This is a genomic window from Ottowia thiooxydans, assembly GCF_040548795.1.
In the GTDB taxonomy this organism is placed as follows: domain Bacteria; phylum Pseudomonadota; class Gammaproteobacteria; order Burkholderiales; family Burkholderiaceae_C; genus Ottowia; species Ottowia thiooxydans_A.
Genome location: NZ_JBEPSH010000002.1, coordinates 584,350 through 610,944 on the forward strand (window position 1 = coordinate 584,350; position 26,595 = coordinate 610,944).

The window sequence follows — 26,595 nt, forward strand, 5'->3', positions numbered from 1 at the left end:
TACCAAGCATCTGCGGTTCGCGTGGCATGGCGTGCTCAATGCACCCATGCCTTCCATGGTCGAATCAGTTAGGGCCGGTGGCGATGGGCGCTCCAGACTGCGCGCTCCACTCGCTCCAGGACCCTGGATAAAGCGCGGCTCCCTTAAGGCCAGCGATCTCCATGGCCAGCAAGTTATGGCTTGCGGTCACGCCCGAGCCACATTGGCTGATCAGTTCCGCAGCCGGCCGGCCGCCTGTGATCGCGTCAAATTCCTGACGCAGTTGCTCTGCAGGCTTGAAGCGGCCATCGGCTGCCAGGTTGTCGCGGAACAGGCGATTGCGGGCGCCCGGAATGTGGCCGCCGATGGGGTCCAGCGTTTCGTTCTCGCCACGAAAGCGATCGGGCGCACGGGCGTCTAACACCAGCTTTTTCTTGGTGTCGATATTGGCTTTCACACCTTCATAGTCGACGGTGCTGACCAGCGTGGGGCGCAGGCTGAAATTCCCCTTGGCCAGAGGTGCGGGCGCGGCGGTTTCCAGCGGGTGGCCTGCGGCTTTCCAGGCGGCAATGCCGCCATCGAGCAACGCTGCGGAAGAATGGCCTACCCAGCGCAGCATCCACCACAGGCGGGCAGCGTACATACCGCCCGCGTTGTCATAGGCGATCACCTGGGTGTCGTCGTTCAATCCCAGCTCAGCCATGGACTTCACGAAAGCCTCTTTGGTGGGCAGAGGGTGCCGGCCGTTCTTGCCGGTTTTCTCGGCACTCATGGTGTGCTCCAGATCCACGAACACGGCGCCCGGAACGTGGCCGGCGTCATAAGCACGCCGCCCTGCGGTGAGATCCGTCAATTCAAAGCTGCAATCGATCACCAGTGCCGGCGTGGAGCCCGCGCGCAATTTGATCAGTTGGTCAACGGAGATGAGGGTGTCAAAGCTCATTGCGTAATTTCCTTAAGCAGTGCGGGAGTCAGGGCGCTCTTATAGCGCGCGATGTCTTCCAGAATGAATTTTTGAAAACGGTCTTGGGGTAAGTCACGCTCCGTGGCGGCATCCTTGCGGATGGCATCACGCACCTCTGTGGTGGCCAGAGCCTTGCTGAGATGTTCAGCGAGGAACTTGACCACAGGCTCGGGCGTGCCAGCAGGCGCAACCAGACCATACCACTGAGTGACCGGTATGTTCAGGCCCAGTTCTTTAAAGGTGGGCACGTCGGGAATGGCCGCATTGCGTTTGTCACCCGTAATGGCGAGCAGGCGCAACTGGCCTTGGCGTACCTGGCCGACCAGTGGAGAAGCGGTGGCAAAGAAGGCGTCTACCTGGCCACCCAGCATATCGGTGATAGCCGGGCCGGAACCCTTGTAGGGAACGTGCAGGATATCCACACCCGCTGCTTGCTTGACCATCTCCATGCCGATGTGCGCCGCTGCACCCGTGCCAGTGGAAGCAAAAGTGAGTTTCTGCGTTTTGGCGGCGGCAAGGTAGTCCTTGGCCGTTTTGAAGCGCGAGTTGTGGGCCACGAACAGCCCGTGCGGCGCTTCAAGGATGAGGCCAATGGGTGAAAAGTCATCTGGCACTTTGTACGGGATGCTTTGTGGCTTGGTAGCCGCAGCTACGGCCAGATTACCGCTCATGGCCAGCAACAAGGTATAGCCATCGGGTTTGGACTTGGACACGATATCGGCCGCGATATTGCCGCCAGCACCCGCCTTGTTATCCACCACAACGGTCTGGCCCACACTCTTGCTCAGAGCCTGGGCAATCATGCGGCCATACAGATCACCCCCGCCGCCCGGGGGGAAACCAACGACCAGCTTGATAGGTTGTTCCGGATAAGCCGCAGCAGCGGGTGCCGCCAACGAAAGAGCGGAAACGGCGCCGCAAACCGTCAATGCCATTGCTGCAAGACTGCGGCGTGAAACGAGAGCTTTCATGGTTTTTTGTCTCCAGGCGTGATGAGTCGAAAGGTGAGGAAGAGAGATTTCAGTCGTTCAACCGTTCAACCAGCCGCTCTGCTCTGCCACTACACGATCGACAGAAGCGGCACATTGGCCGAGGTAAGCAGCGGGATTGGTGAAGTCCAGGATTTCCGCATCGGAAAGCGCTTTCCCCAGGCCTTCGTGGTGACGCATGGCATCGGCGAAGGCCAGCTTGTTCTCGATTCCGTGCATCGAGGCCTCGTAGATCCACTCGTGGGCTGTTTGCTTACCCAAACGCTCACTCAATTCCAGCATCACCCGCTCCGAGAGCAGGTAGCCGCGCATCTTGTCGAGGTTGGCAGCCATCACGTCTGGTTTGACCTTCAGGCCACTCAGCAGATTTTTAGCCTGGAACAGCATGGCGCCGGCGATCATGCAGCACTCAGGTACGGCCTTCCATTCCATCTTCCAGGCAATACCGTCACGCTCACCCTCTTGCACCATGCCCTCCAGCATCATGGCGGCGTTATAGCGCAGCGGACGCGAGAGCCCGGCCAGGTTCTCGGCCGAAGTCGGGTTGCGCTTATGTGGCATGGTGGATGAGCCCAGCTTGCCTTCGGAGAAGCCCTCTTCGACTTCGCCGAACTCATTGCGTTGCATGTTGAAGAGTTCGTTGCCGATCTTCGAGAGCGTGGCGCCGATCATCGCCAGCAGGGTGGTGTACTCCGTGAATCGATCGCGCGCTGGCGCCCAGCTGATGGCGGGAGACCCCAGGCCCAGCTTCGCCATCACCCGCTCTTCCAGTTCTTGCGCCTTCGGGCCCAGCGAGGCCTGGCTGCCGACCGCACCTGCCAGCATGCCTACCAGCACACGCGGCTCAGCCTGAACAAGGCGCTCGTGGTGGCGACCCAACTCATCAAGCCAGAGCGCACATTTGTGCCCAAAGGTGATGGGCAAGGCCTGCACGCCATGGGTACGGCCAGCCATGGGAACGTCCCGGTTAGCCACAGCCAGACGGGAAAGCTCCACGCCCACGGCCTTCATGTCACGCATCACCACTGCGTGGAATTCCTTGAGTTGCAATGCCACCCCGGTATCGACCACATCTTGCGTCGTGGCCCCATAGTGCACCCACTCCCCGTTTTCCTTGGAGCAAGCCGCCTGCAATTGCTTCAGCGCCGGCACCAGTGAGTGTTTGATGCGGCGAATCTCAGCCGACATGGCCGCAATGTCGATATTGGCCACCTGCGACTTTTCGGCGATTTCCTTGGCGGCGGCCTCTGGAATGATCTTCATTTCAGCCTGTGCGGCCGCCAGCGCCGCCTCAAAATCCAGCCACTTCTGGATACGGTTCTCTTCGGAAAAGATGTTGCGCAGCTCTTCCGTGCCCCAGAGATGTTGGAGCGATTGCATGTCAAAAACTGATACGGGCATGGCGGCTAGAAATTGAAAAGAAATGGAGCCACGAACCTGGTGAAGTGCGTGGAGGGGGCAAAAATCCGAGTTCACAAGATGAGGTGCAGCAATTCGCGTAAAAAGCAGCCTTGCTTTCAAAGCTTGCCTCATGCTTATCCGCAAAAAGTCTGGCCTCTTTTCGTTTCACTCAATAAAATGCGTTTTAATAAACGAAACTATAAAAGATGAAGCCCCACCCGTCAACTAAGGCAAAACCATGATTCGCCGTGCTTCCTCGCCCGCAGATTCCCCGATCGACGCCGCAACGCGGCCTACCCCTCCGGTTGGCGTGCTGGAGCGCGGCATATCCGTTCTTGAAGCCTTCAGCGAAGATCGTTTGCGCCTCTCGCTGCGGGACCTTGCAGACAGTACGGGCCTGGACAAAGCCACGCTCCTGCGCTTGCTGGGCGTGCTGGTGAAGGCGCGCATGCTCCAACGTGCTGAGAGCGGGCATTACTCGCCAGGCCCTGCCCTGCTGCATATGGGCATGCTCTATCGAAACAGCTTCGATCTGGGAAGCCGCCTGCAGCCCGTACTTCATGCCGTCATGCAGCGCACGGGCGAAACCACCGCCTTCTACGTACGGAGTGGCAATGAGCGCGTCTGTCTTTATCGAGAAATCACACACAAGGAAGTGCGCCATCATGTAGAACCCGGCACCCGGCGGGATCTGGCCTCCGGCGGCGCTTCTGCCCACATCCTGCTGCACTACACAGGCTCACCGACGCCGCATGTCCAGCAAATCCAGGATCAGGGCTTTGCTCTCACCCGGGCCGAACGAGTGCCCGAAATGGCATCGATTGCCCTTCCGGTATTCGAGGGTGATGGCCAGTTTCTGGGCGCATTGGTGGTGATTGGCCTGGCGTCTCGACACCCCGAGGCTGCTCAGCTTGCGGGCGTGGCTTACGCGCGCGAACAACTCGCGCTGCACGGCTTCCAGACGCGCCCGGTTACCGAGAAACTGGCGTCTCGGTAAACAGCCTGGGATCGGGAACGCACAGCTCATCGTCCCGGGCCGGATCCGCGAACGCCTCGCACCAGGCTGTGATGTGGCCTGCTGCAGAAGAGCTCATTGCAGGCGCAAAAGCACGCATGCGCTGCTGCAGTTGATCCCAGGTGAATGGGTCTTCAGGATCTCCCCGCCTGAGTTCGCGCTTGGCGGAGTAACGCTGGCCGCCCTTGAGCGTGACCATCACTTCGGCCGGGCGCCGTTCCGGAAACGCCTTCTGGAACTCGTCGCTGGTGGCCACACGGATTTTTTGGCCGAGCGCGATCAGCGCCGGGTCTGCCAAATCGGGGGTCTCCATCTCCTCAATGCCCAGGCGCCCTTTCAACAGCAAAGCGGCCAGCACGTAGGGCAAGGAGAAAGGCGTTTCGGACGCCTTCAACGGCCAATCCACCCCGGCGATCTTGAGCGCATGCGGGAAGATGGTCACATCGATCGCCTCCACCGCACGCGCATCCAGAGCGTGCTCGTCCATCAAGGCGCGCATCGCATCCAGCGGGGTGAAAATCTGAGCGCAACTGGGCCAGGCCTTGATAGTGGCCGTGTTGAGCCGGTCTACGCCATCCAGCCCGCCGTCGACGGCTGACAACGGCCCTTCTCCGGCCAACAAGGCATACATGCCCCGCTTTCCGGTAAAGAAAGCTCGCGCCCCCGGCAATCCAGCCTGGGCCGCCCATGCGGCCATCATGCCGTTTCGAACCGCGAAGCCCGGATGCAAGGATTTGGATTCATGCGCATCGTCGTCCACCAACTGCCATAACCCCGCGGATTGAGTGGCCGCAATACCAAGCGCGTGATGCAGCTGATCTGCTGAAAGGCCCAGTGCCATCGCGGTCGCCGCGGCCGTCCCTACGGCACCTGCGGTTGCTGTGGCATGGAACAAGGATGCGTGCCGCGTACCCAGCGCTTCTCCGAGCCGCAGCGAAACCTCATAGCCCGCCACCATGCCCGCAATCGCCTGGCGCCTGGTCAACGACGCCTCGGCCGCAAGTGCAAGCACTGGCGAGATGGAAACCACCCCCGGGTGAAGCATGGCGGCTCGGTGCGCGTCATCGATCTCCCGCAAGTGGGCAATGGCGGCATTGGCAAAGCCCGCGCCCAGCGGGGTGAGCCGACCTGCGCCAAACACGGGTGAGTTTCCCGAACCTGCAAACGCCTTGGATGCCAACGCACGAAAAGGTGCCGCCAAATCCATGGCGCTACCAGACCATCCGGCAGTGAACCAGTCCAACAGCGCCTGGGCCACTCGTTGACGGGTATCGACAGGTACCGGACGCCGGGCTTGCGTTATCAAATGGGCGACCAGAGAGTCTTCAGCAAGCTTTGTCATAATTTTATTCAATGAAATCACTTTCATTGTATGAAATCACTGACTTGTCCTGCAATCACTTATTGAGGGCAGCCTGCAGGCGTTCGAGCACCGCGCTGTCCAGATGTCCCTTGTCTTGAGCGAGCCTCAGTTGGCGAAGGGAGACACTGCGATAGAAATCCGCCCGGTCTCCACCCAGCTTGCTCAATTCACGTAAGTGCAAGGCAACTACCGACGCGTCGCCCCTGGAAATCGGCCCTGCCATCGCACCCGCCAGACCTTTGGCGGTGGCAGCGTCCAGGGTGCCGCGCGTCAATGGAAGCAAGGCCGCCAGCGCATCTTGATCGCTGACCCCAAAGCCGTTCCAGAGATCGCAGGCCTCGCGGAGCAACGAGAGCATGAAGCTTGCCGCATAGTTGGTCGCAGCGTGATAGCGACCTCGAACGCCGGGAGGCAGCTTGATCACGCGATAACCTACTGCCGCCGCAAGCCTGGCCAGTTCCAATTCCAACGGGCCTTCTGCCTCAATGGCTACGCTGCTGCCTGCCACTCGTGGCAATGCAATGGATGGATCAGCAAAAATTTGAAGCGGGTGAAATCCGCCAGTCCCTGCGCCCTGAGAGGCCGCATGATCCAGCACCGACACCTCGCTCGCTCCGCTGCAATGGACCACGTACTGGCCCTGCTGCCATTCGATCTGGCGCACCATGGGGCCTATCGCATCGTCAGACACAGTGATGAAGATCAGGTCAGCCAACTCGGCCGCCTCTTGCGGCGTGTCACAGATCCTTGTTCTTCCCCCCGCCATCTTCACGAATTCGTCGGCCGCAGGCCGGGACCGATTGAAAACCGCGGACACCTCGATTCCGGCCATATGAAAGGCGGCCGCGAGTGTCTGGGCGAGTCGGCCTGCCCCAATGAATGCGAGTTTCATGGATCTTCAAGACAAGGTGTGTGGAGTGCAAGGATACTAAGACCACACAACTGCATAACGTCTAGCGTCCAGCCGTCAGTGCCGGACGAAACGCATAAAAATCGTTCCGCTGGAGCTCTTTAGCTGAACTGGCTTAAAGGAGCGCCCGTCTGCTCCGGCGCAGAATCGGCGGCCACCATGTGCACTTCGGCAGCAACGGCTGGGCGGGAAGGTGGGACTGAACGAGCGATGGCCAGATAACCCTGTTCAAACAAACTGTCCATGACAAGCAGGGCACCCTTGCCCAACCAACTAACGATCTCCTGGCGAGACCGCTTCCCATCACACAAGATCAGGATCCTGCGCTCGCTCATCGACATGCTGGCTCTATCAGTCAAGGCTTCACGCCCCTTGGCCGTTTTGATCATCTCCATGGCAACTACTTCTCCTTGGACACTAGGCTGGCGATATTTACATGGAAATATTACCAAGCGTTTAAATCCTTGATGTCTCCAGTGTTAAACCAACTGTACAGCTCCAAGCTGCCCATACAGGAAGGTTCAACCCTCAAGGTGCCTGGCTTACCACGATAGATTTGTCATTGGAGTAGCGCTGCCTGGCCGCGTCTCGCAGTACCCCGACGACCTTGCCCACGGCCCGCGTAGGCAGGGCTCCCCGACGCACGGAAAAGACGCGATCGACCGTCAAGCCTTTGATCGGAATGGCGATCAGGCCCAATTGTTTTTGCAGGTGCACGACCACTGTGCGCGAGAGAATGGTATAGGCCGACCGCGTGGCCAGCTGGTTCGTGAGCAAAGTCATAGCCTCGTGCTCTTGCACGACCAATGGCTGCAGTCCAGCTGAGGCAAAGGCCGCATTGATCACCAGGCGGGTGGTGTCCGGAGCAGGCGTGAGCGTCAACGGGATCGCGCTGATGTCCGCCAGCTTGCAGGACTTTCGACCTCTCAGCGGTGAATCATGGGGACCGAGAAGAAAAAGCGATTCACGCCACAGCGGCGTTGAGGAAACTGTTCGACTGGACCTCCCGTTGGTCAGCACGGCGCATGCCAGGTCGCCCGCATCCAGGCGCTGCTGCAACCAGAACGACGAACCTTCTACCAATTGCACGCTCATTGGCACAGGCGCATTTCTCAGCGTCAGGGAAATCGCATCCACAAGCAGCGGGCTCACCGACGGCGGCATGCCCATGCGCACAGAAAGAAGCTCGTCACCGTCCGTGCGCACGTCCTCAATCAGAGCTTCCATGGCGCCCAGTATGGCCGTTGCCCCGCGTATCACCTTTTCGCCGCCCGGGGTGAGCGATATGCCCTCGCGGTGCCGGCGCAACAGCAGAACACCCAACTCCTTTTCGAGTTCAGTTACCTGTCGGCTGACGGCTGACTGCGCAATCCCCAGACGGGTCGCAGCACTGTTGATGCTGCCGGCGGATGCCACCTCCACGAAGTAGCGCAACTGCCTCAATTCCATGCACGCCCCCTGTATGACCCTATGCCAAACAGGCATAGGGATATCTCAATTATCTGGCATATACAGGGAACCCGAACCTATGCTCGCCCGAATGACTTCTCATCTGCTCCCACCTCAGCGCGTTGCCATTGTCGGTGCCGGCGCTATCGGGTGCCGCATGGCGGCATGTTTGGAACGCTCTGGCCATGATGTCACTCTGTTCGACGGGTGGGCCGAACATGTCTCCACTATCCGACAGCAAGGGCTTGAGTTGGTAGAGCGAGGGCTAAGCAGCAGCCACAAGGTGCGTGCCTTCCATACTGCAGAGGCCATAGAGGCAGTGGATGCCAGCTCTTTTGAGTGGGTGCTGCTGGCCTCGCGCGGCGACGACACCCCACGTTTTCTACCGCTGGTGCAAGCCTTGCTGGCGCCACAAGGTGTCGTCGTCTCTTGTCAGAACGGCATCCACGAGTTTGCGATTGCGCAAGCGCTGGGTGTGCAACGGACCATGGGCTGCTCGATGATCTTCGGCGCCAAGCTCACCGCCCCCGGTCAGGTCACGGCGATTGAAGGCGAGGACACGATGCGTGTCGGTCAGATGGTGCCCGACGGATCGGCCCGCACGGACAAGCTGGCACGTCTGCTGAACAAGTGCGGGTCAGTCACGACCACCGACAACCTCGTGGGGTACCGCTGGACCAAACTCACGTTGAACTGCATGGGCAATCCCCTGCTGTTGCTGTCTGGCCTGACTGGCGCCGAGCTCCACGCACAGGCGCCTGTGCGCAATTTCATGATTGCCGTGGCAGGCGAAGTGCAGCGTGCAGCACTGGCAGACGGTGCGCGGCCTGAGCCCGTGCTAGGCCATTCGAGCCATGAATGGACTGCTCCGGACGCCCAGCACAACCCCGCGCTGCATGAGGCGCTGCGCCATCACGGGGAATTGCTGGGCCAGCGGCGCCTGTCCATGGTGGCGGACTTCGAGGCACGCGGGCGCACCGAGGTGCGCGATTTCAATGGCCTTGTAGTGCGCAAGTCGATGGAGCACGGGCTGCACGCTCCTCTGAACGCCTGGATCCAACAGCAGGTGACCGCGCTGGAGGCGGGAGAGCGCTCAGTTCTTGCCCGCGGCCTGGCGCCACTGCATGCACTCATATAACCAAAGGAGACTCTCTTGAACAAACGCAACCTGATTCTCGCCGCACTGGCGACGAGCGCCGGCCTGGCACTGTCCACAAACGCACTGGCGCAGACCTTTCCGGACCGGCCCATTCGTTTCGTTGTTCCATTTGCAGTCGGTGGTGCCAACGACATCGTGGGCCGCATCGTCGCCAACCGGCTATCGCAGAACATCAAACAATCGGTCGTGGTCGAAAACCGCCCTGGCGCGGGCGGCAGCATCGGCGTGACCAGCGTGGTGCGCTCGCCCGCCGACGGCTACGCACTGGTGCTTGGAGAGTCGGGCTCCATCTCCATCGCCCCATCGCTCATGAAGAAGCCAACCTACGACTCAGTGACTGACCTGATTCCGGTAGCCTCGCTGATCGAGTTACCACTGGTGATTGCGGTACACCCTGCCACCCGCATCCGCAACCTGAAAGACCTGGTGGCCTACGGCACCGGCAAGTCGACGCCGTATGGATCGGCTGGCATTGGCACCGTACAGCATCTGACCATGGAACGGCTCAAACGCGTCATGAAGCTGGACATGACGCATGTGGCTTACCGCGGAGGCGCACCCGCCATGGCGGACCTCATGGCCGGGCAGATTCCCGTTCTGCCCGTGAGCGCATCCACAGCCAAGGAGCCCGCAGCGGGCAACCTGATCTTGCCCATTGCCGCTCTTGGCAAGAACCGTAGTTCGGTGTTCCCGCAACTGCCGACAGCCGCAGAACAAGGTTACCCCGCACTTGACGTAACGGTATGGCAGGGCGTGTTCGCACCTGCCGGAACCCCGCCTGCGGTGGTCGAGTTCCTGGCCACCGAAATCCGCAAGGTACTGGCTGCACCTGACATTCGCAAGAGCATCACGGACCAGGGCGTGGACATAGCCGACATGCCCCGTGAAGATTTCGCGCGCATCGTTCGAGAAGATTCCAAGCGATGGGCTCAGGTGATCCGCGAAGGCAACCTCACCGTTGACTGAAAGGCAACAACCCATGGCCCCCACGCAAGCCATCACGCAAGCAGCAGCTGAGTTCGCAGCGACATTGCGCTTTGACCAGATTCCGCAAGCGGCACACGCCACCGTGGCCGCAGGATTCAGTGATTGCATTGCCGTCATGCTGGCAGGGTCGACCGAGCCAGCCGTGCGCATCCTGTGCGAAGAGCTTGCGGCCGAAGACAGTGGCCAAAGCGCAGTGCTGCTGAGTGGTCGGCGCGTGCGCGCCACGGACGCGGCCTTGATCAACGGCACGGCCGCCCATGCGCTGGACTATGACGACATAGGCCTGGGTGCGCACCCCGCGCATCCCAGTGCGGTGCTGGTGCCCGCTATCCTCGCAGTGGCAGATGAAGCAGGCTCCTCTGGCGCAGAGATGATCGCTGCCTATGTGGCGGGGTATGAAGTCTGGGGCGACGTCGCCTTGCGCGACGCTGACCAGCATTTGGCACGCGGCTGGCATCCTACCGGGGTCTTCGGCCCGCTGGCGGCAGCAGCCGCGGCGTCAAACCTTCTGAAGCTGGACATCGCGCAGACGCGCTCTGCGATAGCTATCGCGGCATCGCGCTCGGCAGGCCTGTTGTCCAACTACGGTTCCATGACCAAGCCCATGCACGCCGGACTGGCTGCCCAGGCTGGGGTCTTCGCAGCGCGGATCGCTGCACGCGGTTTTACCGGAGGTCCGACCGCCCTGGAACATGGCAAGGGACTGATCCAGGCGGTTTCTCCGTCAGGCCGATTTGACCTGGAAAAACCCGCTCGCTATGGTGCCGACTGGCACATTCTGTCGTTGCCTCTGGGCTTCAAACGGTACCCCGTCTGTTATGCAATGCACCGCGCCATCGACGCTGCGGTGCAACTGCAGCAGGAGTTCGGCCCAGGCGATGTGGGCCGCATACGCGAGGTGCGCGTGCGTATCGGCACCGACCAGGCCAAGCTTTTGCACATCCACACACCACAAGACTCGCTGCAGGCCAAATTCAGCCTGGAGTTTGCCATGGCATCTGCGCTGCTGACAGGCCGTGTGGGCCTGGAGCAATTGAGCGACGAATTTGTGCGCAGCGAACCCGTCGTGAAGATGATGGAACGCGTCAAGACCGACATCACTGAAGAGCGCGACCCGGTCTACCGCATCTTCTCTCCCACCGACGAACTCACCCTCGAATTGGACGGTCTGCCCCAGAGATCACTCGGCTGCAGCGTCGCACTAGGCCACCCAGACAAGCCGCTGCAGCGGGAAGACCATAGAACCAAGTTCATCGATTGTGCTGGCCACGCTTACGGACAGGGCGATGCGCTTCGGACATTTGATTTGCTCATGAACTTGCCGGCATTGAGCCGGACCGCCGATCTGCCATGCACCACGCTCTGACCCGCGCCCACAACCTGCATGATTTTCGGGAGCTGGCCAAGCGTCGCCTTCCACGCGGCGTGTTTGAATACATTGATCGCGGTGCCGAAGACGAGGTCGCCCTGCGTGAAAACCGTCAAGCGTTCGAGCGGATCCGCCTCAAGCCCCGGGTGCTGGTTGATGTGACAGGCCGCAGTGCGGGTGCCTCGCTGTTCGGCCAACCTCTGACCATGCCCGTTGCGGTGGCGCCCACAGGTTCGGCTGGTCTGGTTTGGTTCCAGGGCGAACTCGAGTTGGCCAAGGCAGCCGCGAAGGCAGGCATTCCCTTTACGCTTGCCACCGCCGCCATGACATCGATGGAGACCATTGCGCGCGAAGCCGGTGGTCGCCTCTGGTTTCAGCTCAACATGTTTGCGGACCGCAGCATCGGCCATGCCATGGTGCAACGCGCGGCCAACCTGGGTTTTGAGGCACTGGTTCTGACGGCCGACTGTTCGGTGGTGCCCAATCGAGAATACAACGCTCGCAATGGCTTCACTGTGCCGTTTCGGATGTCGGCACGTTCGGCTATGGACATGCTCGCGCACCCGCGCTGGCTCGCAGGGGTCATGGGCCGTTATGCGCTGGGGCCCGGCATGCCGAAGTTCGAGAACTATCCGCCCGAGCTGCGGACCCGGGTGACAGGTTTTTCAACCTCCAAATCAGCGGCACGCTGCGAGGATCTGAGCTGGAAGGACGTGCAGGAACTTCGGGCGCTGTGGCCCCGCCAGCTCGTGATCAAAGGCATCTTGCGGGCTGGCGACGCGCTCCGCGCAGTAGAACTGGGAGCGGACGCCGTCGTGGTGTCCAACCACGGCGGTCGCACGGTTGACGGGGCTATCGCCCCCATCGACGCTCTGCCGGAAATTTTCAACGCCGTCGGTGGCAAGACCACCATCTTGCTGGATAGCGGCGTGCGCCGTGGCAGCGACGTCGTCAAGGCACGCGCGCTGGGCGCCGACGCAGTGCTGATAGGCCGTCCCACCTTGTTCGGCACCGCACTGGCGGGTGCAGAGGGCGGTACCCACGTGCTGCACATCTTGAAAACCGAGATAGAAAGAGAAATGGGCTTGCTGGGATGCCGCACGCTGGCAGACATCACCCCAGATCTGCTCGCGGGTTAAGGCCTGTTCACCACAGCGTCCGCTGGCCGGAATTCATTACAAAGTCCCCACCTCGATCGCCCGGGTCGTAGAGAGTTCGTCAGGAGCCGCGTCGAGGGGTCTGCTTGGGTTTGGCAGGCGCGTTGCCCCATGTCCCGGCATTGGCCGACTTCAGCAGCGGGGAGGCGTCGCCCGTGATGCTCAACTCTTCCGTGGCAGCCAGCAGCGCCGGGCCAAACTGCTGCATCCGCTTGGCGGTAAGCCGCATGGCAGGGCCGGCGATCACGATCACGCCGGTGGCGGGGCCGCCTTGGCGCTGCACAGGCGCGGCCATGGAACTCATACCCGGCGCGTAGGACTCTTCGATGACGCTGTACCCACGCTCACGGTGCTCATCGAGCAGCTTGAGCAATGCGCGCAAAGAGGTTGGAGCGGCTGGGCCGTAGTGGCGCGGCTGGCCCAAGCCTTGGCGCGTAACATATTCGATGGCCAGGTCTTCAGGTAGCGTCATCAGCCAGGCCTGCCCTGCGGCGCTGCACGATAGACGCAGGTCAATGCCCATGTCAGGGTCATAACGCAGGCCCGAGCGCGCGCCCTGGGCTTTGGCCATCAGCGTCAGTCGCTCACCATCAACGATGGCCAGACGCACCAGCTCTTCGGTGGTCTGCGCCAGCCGGTTGATCACTGGCTGGGCAATGTCGACCACACCCGATTTGCTCATGAAGCTCATGCCCATCGACGCCATCTTGGTGGTCAGCGCGTAGTCTCCGCGCGTGGGCAGTTGGCGCACGTAACCGAAGCGGATCAGCTCCTGCAAGGTGCGGTGGCATCCGCTGCGCAGCTGGTTCAGATCGGTGGCGATCTGAACCAATTGAGCGCCGTCCGGGTAATCAACCAGGTATTCCAGAACCGCCAGCGACTTCTCCAGTGCACCACTCATCGTTCGCCTTTCGGAGCTTTCAAAATTTGAAAGATATCAAAAAGTTGAAAGCCTTTCAAGAAAATGTCAGGATCGCGCCATCCCGCGTTTTCATGTGGAGCTTCATGAGATCGCGATTTCCGATTCAAAACACCAGGAGACAACATGATCAATTCCCGTCCATTCCGTCATGCGCGCCGCGCCCTGCTGACCATGTTCAGCGCTGCTGCCCTGCTGGGCGCCACCAGCGCCGTGCAGGCCCAAGACATCAAGGAACGCAATCTGCGCTTCGCCTTCAGCTTGGCCAAGGATCATCCGCTCGGTTTGGGCGCGCAAAAGTTTGCCGACGCCGTGGCAAGCAAGAGCGGCGGCAAGATGAAGGTCACGCTGTTTCCTAATGCGGTGCTAGGCGGTGACCCTCAGAACCTGGCCTCCGTGCGCGGCGGCACGTTGGACTTCACATCGATGGCAACGGGCCTGATCGCCTCGATCGACAAACGCTTCATGGTGTTTGATCTTCCCTTCCTGTTCAACAACGCACAGGAGGCCTACGCCATTGCCGATGGCCCGGTGGGCACGCAAATGTTGAACGATCTGGCCAAGCATGACGCCATCGGCCTGGGTATCTGGGATCTAGGATTTCGGCACATGACCAACAGCCGCCGGCCCATCACCCGGTTTGAAGATGTGCAGGGCCTGAAAATCCGCGTGATTGCATCCCCCATCTTCATTGACCTATTCAATACGCTGGGCGCCAACCCCGTTCCAATGACCTTCGGCGAGGTCTACGGCGCTTTGGAGTCGCGCGCCATCGATGGCCAGGACAACCCTGTAGCAGTCATCGAGTCCGCCAAGTTCGCGGAAGTGCAGAAATTTCTCTCGCTCACCCGCCACGTCTACACCGGCATGCCGTTTCTCATGAGCAAGAAAACCTGGGATGGCATGTCAGCGGCAGAGCGCAACATCATCCGCGCCGCAGCGGAAGAGGCCAAACAGGAAGAGCGAAAACTGACGCTACAAAAGGAAAGCCAGTCAGTGGATGCATTGCGCAAACTCATGCAGGTCAATGAAGTCAGCGCGGAAGAAGTGGCCCGTTTGCGCCAGAAAGTGCAACCTGTGACCGTCAAGTTCACCAAGGAAATTGGTGAGAGCGTGGTGCAGCAGGTGAACACCGAACTGGCCCGTATCCGCAGCGCCAAATAAGCCAGGAGTTTGCATGGCAATGCGAGGAAAGGCCGCCCTGGCCATGTGGTGGGACATGGCTGCCCATGCCCTGCCGGAGTTTGCACACTGGCACGCTCACGAGCACTTCCCTGAGAGGCTGAGCATACCCGGCTTTCAGCGGGCAAGCCGCTGGGTCAGCGCCGATGGCGGTGAGGGCATATTCGTACTGTACGAGTTGGAAGAGCATGCGGTGCTGGGCTCGCCGGCCTATCTGGCTCGGCTGAACGCACCTTCACCGTGGTCCGTGCGCATGATGCCGCACCATAGGCACATGGTGCGCAGCCAGTGCCGTGTGATGGAAAGCTTTGGCGGCACGACGGCCCACAGCGTGCTCACACTGCGTCTGTCTCCCGAGCCGGGCAAGGAGGATGCATTACGCGCGGCAATGCGGGCATTGGGCGCACGTGTGGCGTTTGCTCCCGGCATGGCGGGCTTTCACCTGCTGCGCCACGAAGCACCGGCCATCGCTCAGACTGAGGAGCAGCGCGTGCGCGGTGCCTCGGACCGCGTAGCAGACTGGGTATTGCTGGCTTGCGCCTACGACGCGGAGGTACTTCTGCAGATGTCTGAAACAGAATTCAGCGACTCAGCCTTGCAAGCCATGGGAGCCAGCGCCGGAGCGGAACGCGCCACCTACGCCCTGGCTTATTCCGCCACGCCCGCGGACATGGTGGATGCCTGATTGCCTGAGTTGGAAGCCTGAACGCGGCCAGCGCTCAGGCACGTGTGCGAAACAGGGCAGAGCCGCGGCTGGCCTTTGCGACATCGTTCGCGGTATCCACCAACACGGGTGCCAGCTCCTCCATTCGCGCCGCATTCAACCGTACCACCGGGCCAGCTATGGTGACCACACCAATGGCTGCCCCATTGCGGCCACGAACCGGCGCCGCCATGGCGCTCATGCCAGGTGCGAACACTTCCTCTATGGTGCTGAAGCCCCTCGCGCGTGCTCGATCCACAAAAGCCATCACACCCTTGATGGTGGTAGGCGCCTGCGGCCCATAGTTGGCGGGGCTCCCCAAGCCCTTGCGCGCCACAAGGGCCATCGCGGCGTCTTCGGGCATGGTGGACAGCCAGGCATGGCCCGCCGCGCTGCACCACAGCGGCACAGACAGCCCCATGTCTGGGTCATAACGCAGCCCATGGGTCGCGCCCTGTGCCTTGGCCACAAAAGTGAGTTCGTCCCCATCCACCACGCCCAGGCGAATCAGCTCGCCCGAGGCGCTGGCCAGTTGATCCAGCATCGGCTGCGCCACGTCGACCACGCCGGAATTGCTGAGAAAGGACAGGCCCATGGACACCAGCTTCATGGTCAGCACGTAATGTCCGTCCAGCGGGTCCTGGCGCACATAACCGCCTTTGACCAGTTCAGTGAGCAAGCGATGGCAGGCCGAAAGCGGGATGTCTTGCTCGCTGGCGATCGACGACAACGCACACCCTTCCGGGTGGGCGCTGAGGTGATCCAGCACCTTAAAACTTCGTTCGAGCACGCTGCTCATCATGTCTCCTTGGGATCTAACTGCTACAGACGCTCAGGACTCGCCCACGTTCTGAGAACCTGTTCAAAGCCTTGGCCTGACGCGGTCGCATTGCCCTCACCCGCTCCAAGATGGCATTGGTCTCGACACATCACACGTTACCCCTCTTCGTCATCCCCGCGCAGGCGGGGATCCAGGAGCGCTAGAGAGGCCGCACTGGATCCCCGCCTACGCGGGGATGACGGGGAAAACGATGTGTAACTACCTATGCGCTGGGGAAAAGGAATAACACCAGTACGTCAAAAAGCCCTTGAGCATGTTCCTAGAGAACTGTAGCAAAAACAGCAGGGTATTCCATTATGGAAAAGTTTTCCACTTTTATTACGATCACATCCAGTTCAGCGGCCAAGCCGTGCTCATTCATCCCTTCACCACTGGAGACCACCTTGAAACTCTTACGTAGCCTTGCCGCCGCCAGCTTGTGCGTGGCCATCGCCTTCCCCGTCATGGCCCAGCAGGAGCGCGTGATCCGCTTCGGCCACCTCAACAACACCGACCATCCGGTGAGCTTTGGCGTGAAGCGCTTTTCCGAACTGCTAGCCACCAAGAGCGGCGGCAAGATGAAGGTGCAGGAATTTCCGGCCAACCAACTGGGCAACGAACAGCAACAGCAGTCGGCCTTGCAAGGCGGCGTGCAGCAGATGTATTCGCCAGCCACCACATCGCTGGCAGGCATCGTCAAAGAGTTCGGTGTGGTCGACTTCCCTTTCGCCGTGAGCACCTTTGAGCAGGCAGATGCCTTGCTGGATGGTCCGCTGGGCAAGGCCTTGATCGACAAACTGCCTGAGAAGGGTTTGGTCTCCCTGGGTTACTGGGATCTTGGCTTTCGCAACGTTACTAACAGCAAACACCCCATCAACAAGCCCGAAGATCTGGCCGGCCTGAAGATCCGCGTGATCCCCAACCCGGTGTTCCTGGACACCTTCAAGGCTTTCAAAGCCAACCCGGTGCCCATGCCCTTCGCCGAGCTGTACGGTGCGCTTGAATCCAAAGCTGTAGACGGCCAGGAAAACCCCTTTGCCGTGATCTTGTCGAACAAGTTCTATGAAGTGCAGAAGTTCGTGAGCGCGACCAACCACGTCTATGCCGCCAACATCATCCTCGTCAGCAAGAAGTTCTGGGACACGCTGACACCCAATGAGCAGAAATGGATGCAGGAAGCCGCTAACGAATCCCGCTCTTACCAGCGCCAGGTCAGCCGAGCTGCCGCTCAGAAATCTGTGGGCGAACTGCAGGCCAAGGGCGCGCAATTCAACACCGTTACCCCGGCTGAGCAAACACGCATGCGCAAGATCGCTCAACCCGTCATAGAAAAATTCGCTGCGCAGTACGACCCGGCATTGGTCAAGCTCTACAACAGTGAACTGACCCGCATCCGTAAGTGAATCCCAGGACCTAGACTCATGAAACTGCTTGTTCTGCACGGCCCCAACCTGAATCTGTTCGGGCGCCGCGAGCCCCACATCTATGGCACCACCACGCTGGCGCAAATCGATGCACGCATCGCCGCGCTGGCGCAAGAACTGGGTGTGGAAGTCGAAACCATTCAATCGAACCACGAAGGCTCCCTGGTTGATTTTCTGCATCAGCACATCGACGACGCACAGGGTGCGCTGGTGAACCCGGCTGGTCTCACTCAGCACGGTGTTTCGCTGCATGACGCTATAAAAGCCATGCCTTTTCCGGTGATTGAAGTGCATATGTCCAACATCGCCGCACGCGAGGCCTGGCGCACGCACTCCATCATCTCGCCTGCGGTGCGTGGAACCATACAAGGGCTGGGTCCGCAGTCTTATCTGGCTGCACTGCGTTCGCTGGTAGAGATCAACCGGGCAGCCTGAGGGACGAATGATCCGGTGAAGAAAATGACTGCGCTCGACCATGAGCGCAGTTGTCGTTTGGAGCACGAAGATGAATAGATGGATTGACGGCGTCTGCCACTTGATAGAGGGGCTGATTGCGCTGATGCTGGCAGTGATGGTGGTGCTGGTGTTCGGCAATGTGGTGCTGCGCTATGGGTTTAACTCGGGCATCACGATGTCTGAAGAGGTCTCTCGCTGGCTCTTCATCTGGATCACTTTCCTGGGTGCCATTGTGGCGCTCAAAGAACATGCGCATCTGGGCGTTGACATGGTGGTGAGCCGCCTGCCCGCCTGGGGCAAGAAGGCGTGCCTTGCGATCACCCATGTTCTGATGCTCTACATGTTGTGGCTGCTCTTCCAGGGAAGCGTCACGCAAACCCGCATCAATTGGGATGTACAAGCACCGGTCACGGGCCTGTCCATGGCGGTGGTCTACGTGTCGGGCATCGTATTCGCAATATGCGGAGGATTCTTGATCTTGTTAGAGCTGTATCGCTTGCTGACCGGACAGCTTTCCGAAGACCAACTCGTGACGATTCAAGAATCCGAGGAGGCCGGCGTTCTCGCGCAAGTCCTGGCCCCCCAGAACACATCTGACGGCCTTGATGGCCAAGACAAAAGGCCCCAGCCATGACCATCCTCGTCTTCATCGGTTCCCTGCTGCTGGCCATGGCCATTGGCATGCCCATCGCCTTTGCATTGCTGGCCAGTGGCGTCGCGCTGATGTGGCAGCTCGACCTGTTTGATGCTCAGATCCTCACGCAGAACCTGATCGGCGGCGCAGACAGTTTCCCCCTGCTCGCAGTCCCCTTCTTCATGCTCGCCGGAGAGATCATGAATGCCGGCGGTTTGTCCAAGCGCATTGTCAATCTGGCGCTGGCGCTGGTGGGCCACGTGCGCGGCGGCCTGGGTTACGTGACCATCATGGCGGGTTGCTTGTTATCGGCCCTGTCTGGCTCGGCTGTCGCTGATGCGGCGGCCCTTACCGCCCTGCTGCTGCCCATGATGGTCAGAGCCGGGCACGACAAGGCACGGGCGGGCGGCCTGATTGCTGCGACCGGTATTATTGGCCCCGTCATCCCGCCCAGTATCGGGCTGGTGATATTTGGCGTAGCGGCCAACGTATCTATCTCCAAGCTCTTCATGGCCGCCATTGTTCCGGGCCTGCTGATCGGTGGCGCACTTTGGATTACCTGGGCCTGGCTGGTCCGGCGCGAGAAGATCGAGCCGCCCCCACGCAAGTCGGCCCGTGAAATCTGGGCCGCGGCGCGCGAGGCAGCGTGGGCACTGATGCTTCCGGTGATCATTCTCGTAGGCTTGCGTATGGGCGTGTTCACGCCTACAGAAGCAGCCGTGGTGGCCGCTGTTTACGCCTTCTTCGTTGCCACCTTTGTCTACCGCGAGCTGAATTTCTCCGGGCTTTACAAGGTCTTCGTCGGCGCGGCCAAGACCAGCGCGGTGGTGATGTTCCTGATTGCTGCTGCCATGGTGAGCGCCTGGCTCATCACAGTGGCCGACCTGCCCTCCAAAGTGGTGGGCCTGCTGCAGCCTTTCCTGGACAACAAGATCCTGCTGATGATCATGATCATGCTGCTGGTCATGGCCGTGGGCACGGCCATGGACATGACGCCGACCATCCTGATCCTGACACCCGTTTTGATGCCAGTCGTCAAAGCCGCAGGGATTGACCCCGTTTACTTCGGCGTGATGTTCATCATCAACAACTCCATAGGCCTCATTACCCCGCCGGTGGGGGTGGTGCTCAATGTAGTGGCGGGGGTAGGCAAGATGAAGATGGACGATGTCACGCGCGGTGTAATGCCCTTCATGCTCGCCGAGTTCGCAGTCATGTTCTTGATGGTCCTGTTCCCGCAACTAGTGACCGTACCGGCTAGTTGGTTTCACGGCTGAATCGTTAGAGCAGCTCAGGCTACAGCGAGCATCTGCAACTCCAAGCGGGATGTTTTTGAAGGGCAAGCCACGCATAAGCTATTGGCTCACAGCCCTTTAGGAGCGCGCAAACACAATCGTGCTTGATCTCGCTCATGTGCACGCAAATTTTTTGGCCTGACAGTAGGTAATTGGTTGGCTGTGATGAAATAAATCGTTGCTATACTAAATTGCGTTATCGGTTGCATTCAAGCGCTGAATCAAACTTTGTTTTTGGAGAGATTTGTTTGATTCAGACCGAAACGGATGCCAGGTCGCAATAGCGCGAAAAACTGCGTTGCTCTGGTTATAAGGTGTCGCTGAAACTGACTCGCGAGAGTAGGTTGGCGCAGATAAGAACAAACCAAGAGGACGAGGGATGAGGGTCTTTTTACGTGGCGTAAGCTTGCGCGGGCTATTCCTGCTCGTCACTTGGCTACTCTGTAGCCAATCGGCAGTATCACAACAGATACCCGAGGTCGCATTTGCCGGGTTCGCTTATTCGGGGTCAGCCAGCACAATAGCCACCCGATTTCCTCACTCCGTGCGGTACGAGCAGGAGCTTCAGGGAACCGGCACTTCGATTGGCCAAAACGTCCTTCGACTGCTTGACGCCACGCCGCCGTCCCATCTCAAGATTGTTCCGCAGATAGAAGCCCTGAAAGGGCGCGATCAGGCACTTGCAGTTGCGCTTGTAATCGGTGCCGAAACGATTTCTGTGGAGCAGTTCGGAAACATGCACAAGCTCATGGTGCTGGTTCGGGGTCAGACCATGTTCTTTGACTTCAAGTCGATGAATGTGGTCCGGGCCTATCCCATCAGTTTTGCCTACATCGATTTACTCGATCACGCCCCTACCGCAGACGAGGTGCAAACGAGGGTGAAGCTTGTGTACCAAGGCACTGGTGAGAAGGCCGGGATGTTGGCTCGGTTCAGTCAGAGCATCGCCAAGGCTCAAATTCCTGCAGGAGTTCCCCGATTCCTGCAGGTCGCTTCAGTTCAACTCACCCCTGAAGCGATGGAAGTTTTGCCCTCGTATATCAAAAGCGAGCCGGGTGCCGCTGAGACTTGGGCCGCGGATCTGGTTAGTGAAGCCATATCAACCCGTGCGGGTGTACCTATCGTGCCCTACGCCAAGGGCTATGCCATCGGAAACGTGATGTCCATGCGTGTCTCCGACGGCACGGTGTTCGAACTCAAGCTTCCGAAGCCTGACTATGAAATCAAAGTCGAGCTTTCGGGGTTTCGCAAAGTCAAGTTCAACGAAGTCCAGGGCGGAGCAACCAGCTATGTTTATGGCTCCTATGCACGCATGCAGATCGAAGAGCCTCTGAGCGGGAAAGCTTATCTAAACACAGCGCTGAAAAACGGTGAGACGCGCGTCATTCCCGCCAGCCAACGTTACGTGGACGACTTCCCTCATTTCTACGATGCAGTGAACGGCTTGTTTGTGAAGCTAGCCCAGGGTATGGATGGCAAAGGAGATGAAAAGTGGCTCCGAAGTGCAGCATCCGCCAAAGACATCGATCTACAGATAGCAAGTACCAGGGAGTTGATCAAGCAATGCAAATAATGAAATATCTCATCGCGGTTGTCCTCGCCGCTTTCGCGGCCCAACTCAGTGCGCAGGTGCATCAGGCCCGAGGCCAGTATGCACTGAGCTACAAGGACTCCGTGAGCACGTTCGGCCGCAAAGAAGCACCCGCTGAGATCAAGCAAAAAGCTCAACAAGAAGCAGCCATGAAGGCTGTCGAAGCGTACTACGCGGAGGCAGGCCAGTCTGAATCGGCTAACTTCGACGCCGTCCGCGGAAAGATCCTGGAAAACCAGAGCCGCTACATCCTGGACACCACGGTGATTTCCGAGACCGATAACACCAAGGATCTTCAGTATTCAGTAGTCGTTCGGGTTTCCCTAAATGTGGCGAACTTGCGCAACGCGGTCCAAGCCAGCTCTGCGATTGCCAAAGCTGCCGACAGCGAAAAGTCGGCCCTGAGTTTCGTATTCGTCTCTCGCCAGGTCGAGTCGACCAAGAGCTTCGATGACCGTGTCTTCAAGCGTGAAGACAATTCCGCTGCGTTGTCAGGCTCGCGACAAGTTCGAGACGCCGTCTCCGAAAAAACCAGTGAAGGTGAGGCGATCAAGCGCTCGCAGGTCAGCACACATGGCAGTGCATCGCGGGAGTTGGATCGCAACGTAAACATCTCGGTGAAGTCTACCGTCACCTCCGAGACCGGCGGAAGCACGGTTAGTCGAACCAATGAATCTACATGGCGTGTTGTCCCCAGCGCCAACTTGAATCAAGTGTTCATCTCGCAGTTCTCTCAAGCAGGTTATGACGTCATCGAAGCAGCCATGGTTGAGTCCGAAAAATTCAAGGTTTCGGAAATTGAGGCTGACTACAAGTCTGGCAACGATTTGCAACCCAAGACCCTGCGCTCCATCGCCGCAGGCATGAAGGAAGCTCAAATACCCTACATCGCCCTAGGTACTCTTGACGTGGGATTTCCCGCCAAGGACCCTCAGACTGGACTCGTTCGCGTGTCGGTGACCGTGAATGCCAAAGTTTGGGATGTGACACGTCCAATACCAAGGACTCGCGCAGCAGTGGGCCCAGTGGTCTATTCCGGCGTTGGCCCTAGCGAAGAGGAAGCGCGCGGCAATGCCTTGAAGTCTGCCGCGAACAGTGCCTCTCAAGAGCTCTCAAGTCGCATGACCACGATGGGGCTCCGCTAAGAGGCACGTTGCTTCGCCAAGGCGCGCCAGAGGTGCGCCCGCTCAATTCATTTCAACTCAAGTCAAATTTCGTCATGAAAAAAATCGTCACCATTTCGGTTGCTGCCGCACTTCTCGCAATTGCTCCTCTCAGCCACGCCCAGTTTGGGAGCATGCTCGGCAACGTTAAGTCGGCTCTCGGCTCTGGTTCGAGCGGCGGCGGAGATATTGGCGCACGTCAAGACCAGCTCGTGCGCTCGTACGTCGCAGCGGGCAAGGATGTTTCCACCGCCAATTCGCATTTGGCCGACGCACTGGGCATCAAAGCCCAGGCGGTCAACGCCGCCGCAACATCAGACTCTTTGTCTGCCAAGGACATTGAAGAACAAGACAAGGCCATCAGCGCTAACACTGCCGCAGTATCCGAAGCACTCAAATCAGGTGCGACCTTGAAGGACTCAGAGGCGAAGGCCAAGTACGCCCAAGGCCTTCTGTTTCTTGCAACTGGCGTCAAAAAGTACATCGGCATGAGCAGCGAAGCACAGGGCTTCACTTCAGGCCTCTCCAGTATCTCCCCACTGCAACTCGGAAAACTTCAAGCCGGTGCGTATGTTGTGAAAAGCGTGCCGACCAGTGTGACCAATCTCACCAGCGTCCTGAAGAGCGCCGTGGACTTCGCCAGGAACAACGGCGTCGAGATCCCTCAAGACGCCACCAGTCTCCTCTGAACCAGAGCCATTCTTGAGAGTAGGAGCGCGTGATGCGAAAAATTAAAATATGTACCTTCGTATTGCTCGTTAGCCTGCTCTCGGCTTGCAGCAAAAAGGAAGAAGTGGTGGCTGCTGCTCCGCCGTCCCCTTCACCGGCACCCGCTGCAAGCACACCAGCTCAGCCGGAAGCGAAGAACAATTCCCCTGATTTCGGTGGCGTGACGAAAGTCAGCCGGGAAGTGGAGGCCGTCGGCACCACTCAAGAATTGGCCGTGATCTCTGCGTTGCAATCCGCAGTGGCGCAAGTCAATGGCGTGCGTGTAGCAAGCCAAATGCAAGGATTCCGCTCCTCGTTAAGTGTTTCAACCAGCGGACAAGGTGGTGGCTCCGCGCAAGCGGAAGGCTTCTCCCAGAAATTGATTGCCGCCAGCCAAGGCGCCGTGACCGGATACGAAATCCTGTCTCAGGAAGAAATCGACAAGCTCGACGAGCAGACCGTCGCCAGAGTGCGTGCTAGCGACGGGGGTTACAGCTACTCTGCCTCAGCCTCGACTTCTCACACTGCCAAAGTGGACGCGAGTGAAAGCGGCAATCTTAGTAGTGGTCAGGATAAAGCCAGCTATTCCGGCTCATTTGCGGGCTCTTCCTCATCCGATGAAAAGGCCAACTTGGATATTCGGCGTGGCGCCAGCTCGTATGAGTCGGACCTAAGCCAACAGAAGATGCGCAGCTATTGGAAGGTGCGCGTTCGTGTAGATGTAGCCCAGTATCGCGCTCCCGACGAACAAGGGCGCCCCAAAATCGTCGTCGCGCTACCGAAGACCAGTGCCACAAGCTACGCGGTAGGTGATGGCCGCACAAACTCTGTAGTCGTCGCTAGCGCGGTGCGAGGCAGGCTTTCTGACATTCTCACCCAGACGAAACGCTTCATCGTTCTAGACAGGGAGTTTGGCAGCGAGATGCAGGCCGAGATCGATCACATCAACAGTGGTAACGTTCGAGTACAGGACAGCGCACGTCTAGGACAGCAACTGGCCACTGACTTGATCTTGATCCCGACCATCGAACGGTTCGAGTACCCCCGCAGCGTTCGGAAATTGCGGATGTCTGATCGCGAGTTGGTGTCCTATTCGGGTGGTGGCCGTATCACGCTCCGTCTGCTCAACGCTGCGACGGGCGAAGTTGTCATGTCAGACTCTTTCGAGCATAAGCTGGCGTCAGCTGATCCGAGCACCCTCCCCCGCGTGATCAACGGCGCAAGCATGGTCTCGGAAATGATGGACTCTCTGGCCGGGCAGATCGGCGGCGCTGTTGTGACAGAGATCTTTCCTATTACCGTGGTTTCGATGACAGGCGACCAAGTTGTTCTAAGTCAGGGAGGCGAATCCCTAAAGACCGGGCAGCATTGGCAGGCTGTTTCACTGGGCGAAGAGCTGAAAGACCCCCAGACTGGCCGATCACTTGGCCGTCACGAGAATCCTCTAGGCACAATCCGCGTGGATCGCGTTTCAGCGCAGACCTCGTACGGCACTTTGGTCGACGGTGCCGAAAGCCTTTCTGGCAAGCCCTTCAAACCGGGTGATATCGTACTTCGACACAAGGTAGCAGGCAAAGCGCCGGCTTCCAAACCCATAGAAAACCAGACTCTGGCGACCTCGGCAAAACCGACTACCGCGCGCCCTGCCCGGGAAAATTCCCGTGCCACTCAAAGCAGCGAACCTGCGGTTACCTCAGCACCGCGGACTCCGCCGCCAGGGCCAGCTGAAGATAAATGGTGAGAGACTGAAGCTGCCTGGCCCGTCCTGGCTAAGTTTGGCGCCCTCACCGAGTGTCGTTGCTCGCCTGTGCAGCGAAGGAACCCGATGCACTGCGTATCGGTATTTTTCAGTTGAGGCGACGTCCATAGTCTCTCGCAGTCTGTGAAAGTATGGGCTTCTCGAGGAGACGTGAAGCACGGTCTGACGGCAACGAATGGGCGCACCAGGAAATCAGTTCGGCAAACTGGTTGATCAACGCTTAAGCAGCTGTGGGTTCAAAGCTGCGGCTCAGACACTCCTCGCAAGCCAGCCATGCCGACGACCTCGACCGTCAATTGGCGAAACCATCGATGTGACGCATCGTCTTGAGCATTGTTGTGGTAGAGGATAGACACGTCCAGAGCAGGCAGCTCGAACGGGCTGGGGTGCACCTGTAAGGGCATCTGTTTGGCGAACGACGTTGCCAGACTTTCCGGCAGCAATGCGATGTAGTCCGTTTCCACCAACAGGGAAGGCACAGCCAGGTAGCTGGGAACCGTGAGTGGCAGTCGGCGATGAATCCCGCGCTCCAGCAAGGAGCGCTCCAGAGTGGCGCTGTATGAGCCCTGCGCCACGGAGGCAATCCCTACGTGGGGATAGCGCACAAAAGCATCCAGATCGAAGCTTCGGGCTGCAGGATGACTTTGACGCATCACGCACACCACGGATTCGACGAAGAGGCGCCGTACACGCAGCTCTTCCGGCGCTTCATGGTAGTAGCCTATGGCGAAATCCGCCTCCCTCTTCACAACGGTTTGGAGACGACGGTACGGATTGGGCGGTATGACGCGCAGAGTGGCACCGGGCGCGCGGCGCGCCAATTCGCCGGCCAATGGGGCCAACATCTGGTGAAGGATGTAGTCAGAAGCCAAAAGGGTGTAGCCCCGGTTCGTGCGCGCAGGGTCGAAGACCAATTCGCCCTCAGCCAGGCGCTCCCACATCTCTAGCGTCCCAGCGGTCTGAGCGTGTACGGCTTGCGCCTTGGGCGTCGGCACCATGCGCCCGCCCGTACGAACGAATACCGGATCGTCCAAGACGGCACGCAGACGCTTTAGCGCTGCACTCACCCCCGGTTGACTCACGCCCATCGCCTGGGCAACTTTGGTCGCGTTGCCGTATTTGATCAGCAGATGAAGGTAAATCAACAGGTTGAGATCGGGCAGCGCCATTTCAAACATTACTCCCAGTTATGGGAACTA

25 protein-coding genes are annotated in these 26,595 nt (G+C 59.4%); 15 read left to right on the plus strand and 10 right to left on the minus strand.

Annotated elements, in window-relative coordinates:
* Positions 1 to 64: 64 nt before the first annotated feature.
* From ABIE13_RS06245 to purB, 3 genes are read right to left on the minus strand one after another with little or no spacing between them, the layout of a single operon-like run.
* On the minus strand, positions 65 to 922 hold the full coding sequence (locus ABIE13_RS06245; RefSeq protein ID WP_354442096.1) for a sulfurtransferase: 858 nt from the start codon (positions 920 to 922) through the stop codon (positions 65 to 67).
* Positions 919 to 1,914, minus strand: a complete 996-nt coding sequence (locus ABIE13_RS06250) for a Bug family tripartite tricarboxylate transporter substrate binding protein (RefSeq protein ID WP_354442098.1) — start codon at positions 1,912 to 1,914, stop codon at positions 919 to 921. The genes ABIE13_RS06245 and ABIE13_RS06250 overlap by 4 nt, the downstream gene beginning before the upstream one ends.
* 57 nt (positions 1,915 to 1,971) lie before the next feature.
* A complete protein-coding gene (purB, locus tag ABIE13_RS06255; RefSeq protein ID WP_354442100.1) occupies positions 1,972 to 3,333 on the minus strand; it encodes an adenylosuccinate lyase in 1,362 nt (453 codons plus the stop codon).
* Positions 3,334 to 3,571: 238 nt separating this feature from the next.
* Here purB and ABIE13_RS06260 point away from each other — a divergent pair, with 238 nt between their 5' ends.
* A complete protein-coding gene (locus tag ABIE13_RS06260; RefSeq protein WP_354442102.1) occupies positions 3,572 to 4,330 on the plus strand; it encodes an IclR family transcriptional regulator in 759 nt (252 codons plus the stop codon).
* Here ABIE13_RS06260 and ABIE13_RS06265 read toward each other — a convergent pair.
* From ABIE13_RS06265 to ABIE13_RS06280, 4 genes are all read right to left on the minus strand, one after another.
* Positions 4,305 to 5,690, minus strand: coding sequence for an MmgE/PrpD family protein (locus ABIE13_RS06265; protein WP_354442104.1), 1,386 nt, complete (start codon positions 5,688 to 5,690; stop codon positions 4,305 to 4,307). The two genes, ABIE13_RS06260 and ABIE13_RS06265, sit on opposite strands and share 26 nt — an antisense overlap.
* A 55-nt stretch (positions 5,691 to 5,745) precedes the next feature.
* On the minus strand, positions 5,746 to 6,603 hold the full coding sequence (locus ABIE13_RS06270; protein WP_354442106.1) for a Rossmann-like and DUF2520 domain-containing protein: 858 nt from the start codon (positions 6,601 to 6,603) through the stop codon (positions 5,746 to 5,748).
* Between the two features lie 119 nt (positions 6,604 to 6,722).
* Complete coding sequence (locus tag ABIE13_RS06275) at positions 6,723 to 7,016, minus strand: hypothetical protein (protein ID WP_354442108.1); 294 nt, start codon at positions 7,014 to 7,016, stop codon at positions 6,723 to 6,725.
* A gap of 133 nt (positions 7,017 to 7,149) precedes the next feature.
* Positions 7,150 to 8,106, minus strand: a complete 957-nt coding sequence (locus tag ABIE13_RS06280; protein WP_354442110.1) for a LysR family transcriptional regulator — start codon at positions 8,104 to 8,106, stop codon at positions 7,150 to 7,152.
* A 55-nt stretch (positions 8,107 to 8,161) separates the two neighbouring features.
* On the opposite strand from ABIE13_RS06280, the gene ABIE13_RS06285 reads away from it, so the two are divergent.
* The 4 genes from ABIE13_RS06285 to ABIE13_RS06300 are packed head-to-tail and all read left to right on the plus strand — an operon-like array spanning position 8,162 to position 12,724.
* Complete coding sequence (locus ABIE13_RS06285) at positions 8,162 to 9,208, plus strand: ketopantoate reductase family protein (RefSeq protein WP_354442112.1); 1,047 nt, start codon at positions 8,162 to 8,164, stop codon at positions 9,206 to 9,208.
* Positions 9,209 to 9,223: 15 nt separating this feature from the next.
* On the plus strand, positions 9,224 to 10,195 hold the full coding sequence (locus ABIE13_RS06290) for a Bug family tripartite tricarboxylate transporter substrate binding protein (protein WP_354442114.1): 972 nt from the start codon (positions 9,224 to 9,226) through the stop codon (positions 10,193 to 10,195).
* A gap of 13 nt (positions 10,196 to 10,208) precedes the next feature.
* On the plus strand, positions 10,209 to 11,582 hold the full coding sequence (locus ABIE13_RS06295) for an MmgE/PrpD family protein (RefSeq protein ID WP_354442116.1): 1,374 nt from the start codon (positions 10,209 to 10,211) through the stop codon (positions 11,580 to 11,582).
* Positions 11,567 to 12,724 carry an alpha-hydroxy acid oxidase gene (locus ABIE13_RS06300; RefSeq protein WP_354442118.1) on the plus strand — a complete coding sequence of 386 codons (1,158 nt, stop codon included), beginning with the start codon at positions 11,567 to 11,569 and terminating at the stop codon, positions 12,722 to 12,724. Before ABIE13_RS06295 ends, ABIE13_RS06300 begins: the two co-directional genes overlap by 16 nt.
* A gap of 79 nt (positions 12,725 to 12,803) precedes the next feature.
* Here ABIE13_RS06300 and ABIE13_RS06305 read toward each other — a convergent pair whose 3' ends face one another.
* Positions 12,804 to 13,643 (minus strand): IclR family transcriptional regulator, encoded by an 840-nt coding sequence (locus ABIE13_RS06305; protein ID WP_354442120.1) that lies wholly within the window; start codon positions 13,641 to 13,643, stop codon positions 12,804 to 12,806.
* A gap of 144 nt (positions 13,644 to 13,787) precedes the next feature.
* On the opposite strand from ABIE13_RS06305, the gene ABIE13_RS06310 reads away from it, so the two are divergent.
* Together ABIE13_RS06310 and ABIE13_RS06315 are read left to right on the plus strand one after the other, a co-directional pair.
* A complete protein-coding gene (locus ABIE13_RS06310; RefSeq protein WP_354442122.1) occupies positions 13,788 to 14,825 on the plus strand; it encodes a TRAP transporter substrate-binding protein in 1,038 nt (345 codons plus the stop codon).
* A 13-nt stretch (positions 14,826 to 14,838) separates the two neighbouring features.
* Positions 14,839 to 15,528: a hypothetical protein gene (locus ABIE13_RS06315; RefSeq protein WP_354442124.1), complete on the plus strand. Its 690-nt coding sequence runs from the start codon at positions 14,839 to 14,841 to the stop codon at positions 15,526 to 15,528.
* A 34-nt stretch (positions 15,529 to 15,562) separates the two neighbouring features.
* On the opposite strand, the gene ABIE13_RS06320 is transcribed toward ABIE13_RS06315, so the two are convergent.
* Positions 15,563 to 16,345, minus strand: a complete 783-nt coding sequence (locus ABIE13_RS06320; protein WP_354442126.1) for an IclR family transcriptional regulator — start codon at positions 16,343 to 16,345, stop codon at positions 15,563 to 15,565.
* A gap of 425 nt (positions 16,346 to 16,770) precedes the next feature.
* Here ABIE13_RS06320 and ABIE13_RS06325 point away from each other — a divergent pair, with 425 nt between their 5' ends.
* The 8 genes from ABIE13_RS06325 to ABIE13_RS06360 all read left to right on the plus strand — a co-directional run bounded on the left by ABIE13_RS06325 (position 16,771) and on the right by ABIE13_RS06360 (position 25,378).
* On the plus strand, positions 16,771 to 17,769 hold the full coding sequence (locus ABIE13_RS06325) for a TRAP transporter substrate-binding protein (protein WP_354442128.1): 999 nt from the start codon (positions 16,771 to 16,773) through the stop codon (positions 17,767 to 17,769).
* Between the two features lie 18 nt (positions 17,770 to 17,787).
* A complete protein-coding gene (locus tag ABIE13_RS06330; protein ID WP_354442129.1) occupies positions 17,788 to 18,225 on the plus strand; it encodes a type II 3-dehydroquinate dehydratase in 438 nt (145 codons plus the stop codon).
* Between the two features lie 70 nt (positions 18,226 to 18,295).
* Positions 18,296 to 18,880 carry a TRAP transporter small permease gene (locus ABIE13_RS06335; protein WP_354442131.1) on the plus strand — a complete coding sequence of 195 codons (585 nt, stop codon included), beginning with the start codon at positions 18,296 to 18,298 and terminating at the stop codon, positions 18,878 to 18,880.
* On the plus strand, positions 18,877 to 20,157 hold the full coding sequence (locus ABIE13_RS06340; protein WP_354442133.1) for a TRAP transporter large permease subunit: 1,281 nt from the start codon (positions 18,877 to 18,879) through the stop codon (positions 20,155 to 20,157). Before ABIE13_RS06335 ends, ABIE13_RS06340 begins: the two co-directional genes overlap by 4 nt.
* A gap of 562 nt (positions 20,158 to 20,719) precedes the next feature.
* Complete coding sequence (locus ABIE13_RS06345; protein ID WP_354442135.1) at positions 20,720 to 21,748, plus strand: hypothetical protein; 1,029 nt, start codon at positions 20,720 to 20,722, stop codon at positions 21,746 to 21,748.
* The gene (locus ABIE13_RS06350; RefSeq protein WP_354442137.1) at positions 21,748 to 22,911 is read left to right on the plus strand and encodes a hypothetical protein; all 1,164 of its coding nucleotides are present in this window, start codon (positions 21,748 to 21,750) and stop codon (positions 22,909 to 22,911) included. Before ABIE13_RS06345 ends, ABIE13_RS06350 begins: the two co-directional genes overlap by 1 nt.
* Before the next feature lie 74 nt (positions 22,912 to 22,985).
* The gene (locus ABIE13_RS06355) at positions 22,986 to 23,618 is read left to right on the plus strand and encodes a hypothetical protein (RefSeq protein WP_354442139.1); all 633 of its coding nucleotides are present in this window, start codon (positions 22,986 to 22,988) and stop codon (positions 23,616 to 23,618) included.
* Between the two features lie 32 nt (positions 23,619 to 23,650).
* The gene (locus tag ABIE13_RS06360) at positions 23,651 to 25,378 is read left to right on the plus strand and encodes a CsgG/HfaB family protein (RefSeq protein WP_354442141.1); all 1,728 of its coding nucleotides are present in this window, start codon (positions 23,651 to 23,653) and stop codon (positions 25,376 to 25,378) included.
* A gap of 254 nt (positions 25,379 to 25,632) precedes the next feature.
* Here the strand turns inward: ABIE13_RS06360 and ABIE13_RS06365 are convergent, their stop codons facing one another.
* The gene (locus ABIE13_RS06365; RefSeq protein ID WP_354442143.1) at positions 25,633 to 26,574 is read right to left on the minus strand and encodes a LysR family transcriptional regulator; all 942 of its coding nucleotides are present in this window, start codon (positions 26,572 to 26,574) and stop codon (positions 25,633 to 25,635) included.
* Positions 26,575 to 26,595 lie beyond the last annotated feature (21 nt).